1 protein-coding gene is annotated in these 7,138 nt (G+C 72.2%); it reads right to left on the bottom strand.

The features are described from left to right. Window positions 1–70: 70 nt before the first annotated feature. Window positions 71–7,102: an amino acid adenylation domain-containing protein gene (locus tag ACFXB5_RS51395; protein ID WP_385222457.1), complete on the bottom strand. Its 7,032-nt coding sequence runs from the start codon at window positions 7,100–7,102 to the stop codon at window positions 71–73. Window positions 7,103–7,138 lie beyond the last annotated feature (36 nt).

Genomic DNA, 7,138 nt, shown 5'->3' with positions numbered 1-7,138 from the left:
GCCAGAGTGGCGTGTGTGCGCCCCGCAGGGGGGGGGGGGGGGCCCCCCCGCGGCGCCACGCCCCGGCGCGCTACGGCCGCTCGAGCCGCCGGGCAACGACGGGGCCGATGTGATCCAGTGCCCGCCGCGTCATCAGGTGGTCGTGAGTACTGGGCACATCGTGGGTCCGGATGTCTCCCTCGACGTACGGCACCCAGGAATCGGGCGTACGCCATGCGGCGCTCCGGTGGTCGGTGGGTTCCTCCGTCGCGATGAAGAGGTCGATCTCCCCGTGGAACCGCCGAGGCCGGTGTTCTTTGGCGGCTCGCTCATGCTGGGCGTGGCTGTGGCACAGCGCCGTCAGGATCTCCTCATCCGGGGAGTACGCCTCGTCCGCCAGGACGTCGAGGAACATGCCACGGATGTCGCGGTCTCCCGCCTCTGGCAGCGATTCCGCCGCAGGCACGGCCGCCAGGGGGTAGGTGTCGAGCACCGCCAGCAAGGCCACCTCCTCACCCTCCTCCTGAAGCCGGGTCGCGATCGCGTGGGCGACGATGCCGCCGAAGGACCAGCCGAGGAGGTGGTACGGGCCGTGTGGCCGCACGGTCCGGATCTGGCGCAGATAGTCCGCCGCGATTTCCTCGACCGTGGCGTGGGGTGTCTCCGTACCGGCCAGCCCCCGGGCCTGGAGACCGTAGACGGGGTGGTCGGCGTCGATATGGCGCAGCAGTCCGGAATAGGGCCAGCTGATCCCGCCGGCCGGGTGGACGCAGAAGAGCGGTGCACGGCTGCCGTGTGGCCGCAGCGGTAGCAGGACTTCGAGGCCCTTCCCACCGTCGCCACTCTCCAGCCTGCTGGCCAGCGCGGCCACCGTCGGGTCCTCGAACACCGCCCCCACGGGCAGCTCGACCCCCAGTTCCGACCGCACCCGCGACACCAACCGCGTCGCCAACAACGAATGCCCACCCAGATCGAAGAAACCGTCCTCGATCCCCACCCGCTCCACGCCCAGCACCTCGGCGAACAAACGACACAGCAGGTCCTCGGCCCCATCCCTGGGCGCGGCGTACTCCAATCCACCACCACCCTGCGGAGCAGGCAACGCCCGCCGGTCCAGCTTCCCATTCACCGTCACCGGCAACCCATCCACCACCACCCACACACCCGGCACCATGAACTCCGGCAACCGCCCCCGCACAAACTCCCGCACCACCCCCACATCACACCCGGCCGCAGCGGGCACCACATACGCCACCAACCGCCGATCCCCCACACGATCCTCCCGCACCACCACCGCAACCTGACCCACCAAAGGATGCGCACCCACCACACCCTCCACCTCACCCAACTCAACCCGAAAACCACGCACCTTCACCTGATCATCCACACGCCCCACAAACTCCAAAACCCCCTCCGACCGCCACCGCGCCAAATCCCCCGTCCGATACATCCGCTCCCCCACCCCACCGCCGAACGGATCCGCCACAAACCGCTCCGCCGTCAGCCCCGCACGTCCCACATACCCCCGCGCCAACCCCACACCCGCCACATACAACTCACCCACCACACCCACCGGCACCAAACCCAACCCACCATCCACCACATACACCCGGGTATTGGCGATCGGCCCACCGATGGACGGTGTTCCGTCCTCAGCGCAACGGGAGAGCGTGGACCAGATGGTGGTCTCCGTCGGGCCGTAGACGTTGACGACATCGGTCGTGCGTTCCCGCATCTCGTGTGCCAGGGCCACGGGCAGCGCCTCACCGCCGGTCAGGATCCGTACGCCGGTCAGTTCGGCTCGGTGGTGTTCCAGCAGCGCCGCCCACAGCGTCGGCGTGGCCTGCATGACCGTCGTACCACTCTCGGTCAGCAGCCGGGACAGCCGTGCCGGGTCGTGGACCTCGTCCGTCGTCGCCAGGACGACCGTGGCGCCGACCAGGAGCGGGCCGAACAGTTCGAGCGCGGCGATGTCGAAGGTGATGGTGGTGACCGCGAGCCAGCTGTCATCCGGTACCAGGCCCAGCTCGTCGGCCATCCCCACCAGCAGGTTCAGCAGGGACCGCTGCGTTACGGCGACGCCCTTCGGACGGCCGGTGGAGCCCGAGGTGTAGATGAGATACGCCGTGTTCAGCGGGTGGGGCGGGACCGTCCGCTCGGCGTTGTCGATGTCGGCGTCCGAGCGGTCCCGCAAGGCGGCCTCGGTGTCGGCGGCATCCAGCAGGAGGCACGGTACCGAGGCCCCGGCACCGGACAGCTTCGCCGCCCCGGCCTCGGTGGTGACGAGGGTGACGGGGGCCGCGTCGTGGAGCATGAAACGGGCCCGCTGGGCGGGCTGGTCCGGGTCGAGGGGAAGATAGGCCGCCCCCGTCTTCATGACGGCCAGCAATGCCACGACCATGTCCGCGGTCCGGGGCAGCGAGAGGGCCACCACCCGCTCCGGGCCCGCACCGCGCTCGATGAGCACACGCGCCAGCCGGTTCGCCCGCGCGTGGAGTTCCGCGTAGGTCAGTACCGTGCCGCCCGCCACCAGGGCGCGCGCCTCCGGGGTACGTGCCGCCCGCGCCGCGAGCAGTTCGGCCACGGTGGACGGCGGCAGGGCGGCCTCGGTGGTGTTCGGCGCGGCCAGTCGGCGTCGTTCCGCCGCGGTCAGCAGGTCGATGGCGGCCAGTGGCCGGTCGGGGTCGGCGGCCACCGCCGCGAGCAGGCGTTCCAGACGCGAGGCGAGCGAGGCGACCGTGGAGCGGTCGAAGGCATCGGGGCGGTAGTCCAGGCGGAGGCGCAGGGAGCACTGCTGCGTGGCGACCAGGCACAGGGGGTAGTGGGTGGCGTCGTGGCCCTCGACTCCGGCCACTCGCAGTCCGTCGGACGGGGAGCGCGGCGCTTCCGGGTCGAGGGGATAGTTCTCGAAGAGTACGAGCGTGTCGAAGAGTTGGTGGTGACCGGCCAGGCGGTGGATGTCCGTCAGGCCGAGGTGCTGGTGCTCGACGAGCCGGGACGCCTGCTCCTGCGCCCTGGTCAGCAGGGAGGACAGGGATTCGGCGGGGTCCAGGCGGATCCGCACCGGCAGGGTGTTGATGAAGAGCCCGACCATGTTCTCCACCCCGGGCAGCTCCGGGGGGCGGCCCGACACGGTGGCCCCGAAGACCACGTCATCACTTCCGGTGAGCTTGCCGAGGAGGATGCCCCACGCACCCTGGACGAGGGTGTTGACCGTCCAGCCCCGGCCGCGTGCGAGCGCGGTCAGCGCGGACGTGGCTTCCGGGGACAGCTCCGTCAGGACCTCCTCAGGAGGGCGCGAGGCGCCGGACGGGCCCGCGGCGGGAGCGATGAGCGTCGGGCCCTCCACTCCGTCGAGTGCCTGCCGCCATGCGGCCTCCGCCGCGCCCCGGTCCCGCTCGTCCCGTTCGGCCAGCCAGGTGAGGAAGTCGCGGTAGGGCGTGACGGGCGGCAGTTCGCCCGCACCTCCCCGATTCCGGTACAGCTGGAACAGATCGCGCATCACCACCGGCAGCGACCAGCCGTCCAGCAGCAGATGGTGGTGTGTCAGCAGGAGGTGGTGGCGGTGGTCGCCGAGCCGTATCAGGGTGAGGCGGAGGAGGGGCGGAGCGGTCGGCTCGAACCGCCGGTTGCGTTCGGCCTGCGCCACCGCGCGCAGTTCCTCGCGCTGCCGGTCGCCAATTGGCTGCGGGGCGCCACCGAGTTGCCCGTCGCCACTGAGTTGCCCGTCGCCACTGAGTTGCCCGTCGCCACTGAGCTGTCCGTCGCCACTGAGCTGTCCGTCGCCGTTCGGCTGCCGGAGGTCGATCTCCTGCCAGGGGAGCGCCACGGTGGCGGGCACGACCTGGACCGGGCGTTCCAGCCCCTCGTGCCAGAAGCCTGCCCGCAGGTTCGGATGGCGGCGCAACAGCGCCTCGGCCGCCTCGCGCAGGGCGTGGTGGTCCAGCGGTCCGGCGAGGTCGAGGCCGAGCTGGACGACGTAGTCATCGGTGGCGCGGGCGTCGTAGAGGGCGTGGAAGAGCAGCCCCTCCTGGAGGGGTGTCAACGGCAGGATGTCGCTGACCGCGGCCGGTGCGCAGGCCGCTTCGACGCGTTCGATGTCCTCCTGGGTCAGCGCGGCCGGTTTCACATCGGAGGGGGTGAGCCCTCCGGCGCCCGGCCGGTCGGCGTGTTCGGTGATGGCCCGGAGGACACGGAACCAGGTGTGCGCGAGGTCGTTCACCTCCCGCCGCGTGAGCGCTCCCGCCGCCCAGGACCAGGTCGCCGTCAGGCAGGGGCCCCGCGAGGTGTCGACGGTGACGGCGTTCAGCTCGAGCACATGGCCCGGTGGCATTCCGGCGTCATCACCGGCCCCCGACAGGACCCCGCCGTCGTCGATGGCCGACGGCATCCACGGTTCCTCGCGGTCGGCCTCGGTGAAACGGCCCAGGTAGTTGAAGCCGATGTCCGGGGTCGGGAGCGCGGCGAGCCGGGGGCTGGTACGGGGGTTGAGGTGGCGCAGCAGCCCGTAGCCCAGACCCTGGTCCGGTACGGCCCGCAGCCGCTCCTTCACACCTTTGACCGCACGTCCCAGACCGGGGCCCGCGCCGGTGACGTCCTCCCACGTCACCGGGCCCGCCTCGAGCCGCAGGGGGTAGAGGGTGGTGAACCAGCCGACCGTACGCGCCAGGTCGACGTTCGCGGACAGGCGGTGCGACCGGCCATGTCCTTCCACGTCCACCACCACCGGCTCGCCCGCGACGGCCCGCCCATGGCGTACGCGCCAGGCGTCGACCGCCACCGCGAACGCGGCGAGCAGCACATCCTGCACACCCGCGTGGAACACCCCGGGGACCCGCCCCAGCAAGGGCTCGGTGTCCGGGGAAGGAAGGCGCAGGGTAAGACTCGCGGTGCCGGGCCCGGCGGACACCGTCTGCCGCCAGGAGTTGTCCCCGTCCACAGGGGGCCGTACGTCGGCGAGGGGCCGTACGTCGGCGAGAGTCCGCTCCCACCACGGCGACTCGGCCTCCCTGGCGGGATCGCGCGACTCGGCCGTCAGCAGCGCGGCCCACCGGCGGAACGACGTGCCCACCGGCTCCAGCGCCACCGGCCGGTCTGCCGCCACCGCGTCCCAGGCGACCCGCAGATCGCGCAGCAGGATCCGCCAGGACACGCCGTCGACCACCAGATGGTGCAGCACCAGCAGCACCCGGCCCGGACGGTTCGGGCCGTCCGGACCGTCCGATCCGGCGTCGAAGTACACCGCCTGCCACATCACACCGGACCACGGGTCCAGCCGCCCCCGGGCCGCCGTGAACTCCTCCTGGAGCAGCCGCCGCCCCACGTGTCCGTCCGCGCCACCGGACACCTGGCGCACCCGCGCCGCGGTGTCCACGGATCCGGCCGGGGGTACCTCGAGCGACCACCGTCCTCCGTCGCGGTCCGACACCCTCAGCCGCAGCGCGTCGTGGTGGTCGGTCACCGCCCGCAGCACCCTGCTCAGCCGGTCCGAGCCCGCCCCGGCGGGCACGGTCACCAGCATCGCCTGGCAGAACTCGCCGACTGGGCCGACCCGTTCGCGCAGCCACTCGATGATGGGGGTCGTGGCCACTTCGCCGACCCCGTCGTCCGTCGCCGGAGCCGACGTCCCGGCTCCGTCCGCCGCCTCCGCCGCCTTAGCTGCTTCCGCCGCCTCCGCCGCTTCCGCCACGGAGGCCAGCCCGGCCACGGTCTTTCGCAGGAACACGTCCCGAGCGGTGATCACCACCCCGGCCGACCTCGCCCGGCTGACCAGTTGGATGGAGGAAATGCTGTCGCCGCCCAAGTCGAAGAAGCTGTCCTCGACATCCACCGCTGCCACGCCCAGGACCTGCTGGAACAGTCCGCAAAGGGTCTTCTCCACGGCCGTGCGCGGTGCGCGGCCGGAGGCCCGGGAGGTGAACTCCGGTGCGGGCAGGGCGCCTCGGTCGAGCTTGCCATTGGCGCTGACGGGCAGCCGGTCCAGGACCACGAACGCCGCGGGCACCATGTACTCGGGCACTCGCTCCCGTACGAAGGCGCGCAGCGCCGCCACGTCGGGGCCCGCCGGGGCCGGATCGCCGTCCTCGGGCCCAGGTTCGGGCCTGGCCACGGGCGGGTGCGGCTGCGGGTGGGCCTCGGTGGCCGGGACCACATAGGCCACCAACCGCCGATCGTCCGGCCGGTCCTCCCGTACCACGACCGCCACCTGGCCCACCGAGGGATGCGTGGCCACCACGCCCTCCACCTCGCCCGACTCGATGCGGATCCCCCGCACCTTCACCTGCTCATCGGCGCGGCCCAGGTAGTCGAGCTGGCCGTCCTCGGTCCATCGCACCAGGTCACCGGTGCGGTAGGCGCGAGTGCCGGGCGGCCCGTAGGGATCGGCGACGAACCGCTGCGCCGTCAGCCCGGCGCGGGCGAGATAGCCCCGTGCCAGCCCAGGGCCGGCGATGTACAGCTCCCCCGCGACCCCCGGTGGGACCAGTTTCAGCTCGGCGTCCAGGACGTAGGCGGAGGTGTGCGGCAGGGGTGCGCCCGTCAGCGCCGGGCGGGTGAGCGTCTCGTCCCCGGCCGAATGCCACTCCAGGCAGTAGACCGTCGCCTCGGTCGGACCGTAGACATTCGCTATCCGCGCGCCCGGCATGGCCTGCCTGACCTCGTTGAACACGCGCGCCGGGAGCCCTTCGCCGGCGAACACCACATCGTGCGCGGAAAGGGAGGCACCGGAGCCGAGCACCTGAGCGACGACCGACGGCACCCCGCTGATCAGTCCGCCGGACCAGCCGCCCCGTTCCACCAGCGCGGGAAGGTTCTCCACGAGCTCCACCTGGCCACCGACCGTCAGCGGTGCGAACAGCTCGAAGACCGAGACGTCGAAATTCAGCGAGGTCGACAGCAACACCGACGACAGCCGCTCTGGCCCGAAGCGCTCCCGGGCCCAGGCCATCAGCCCGACCACGGAGGAGTGCTGCACCGCCACACCCTTCGGCATTCCCGTGGACCCTGATGTGTAGAGGACGTACGCCAGGTTTCCGGCGGGGGGGGGGGCCCCCCCCCCCCCCCCGGCCGCCGGCGGGGGGGGGGGGGGGGGGGCGGGGGGGCGCCCCGCGCGGGGGGGGGGGATCTCAACCCCCGCCGCGCGCGCGGGGCGGGGGGGCGC

This window comes from Streptomyces sp. NPDC059455 (assembly GCF_042750115.1).
GTDB lineage: Bacteria > Actinomycetota > Actinomycetes > Streptomycetales > Streptomycetaceae > Streptomyces > Streptomyces endocoffeicus.
The sequence above is the reverse complement of the archived record's forward strand: the minus strand, read 5'-3'. Positions and strand labels throughout refer to the sequence as shown.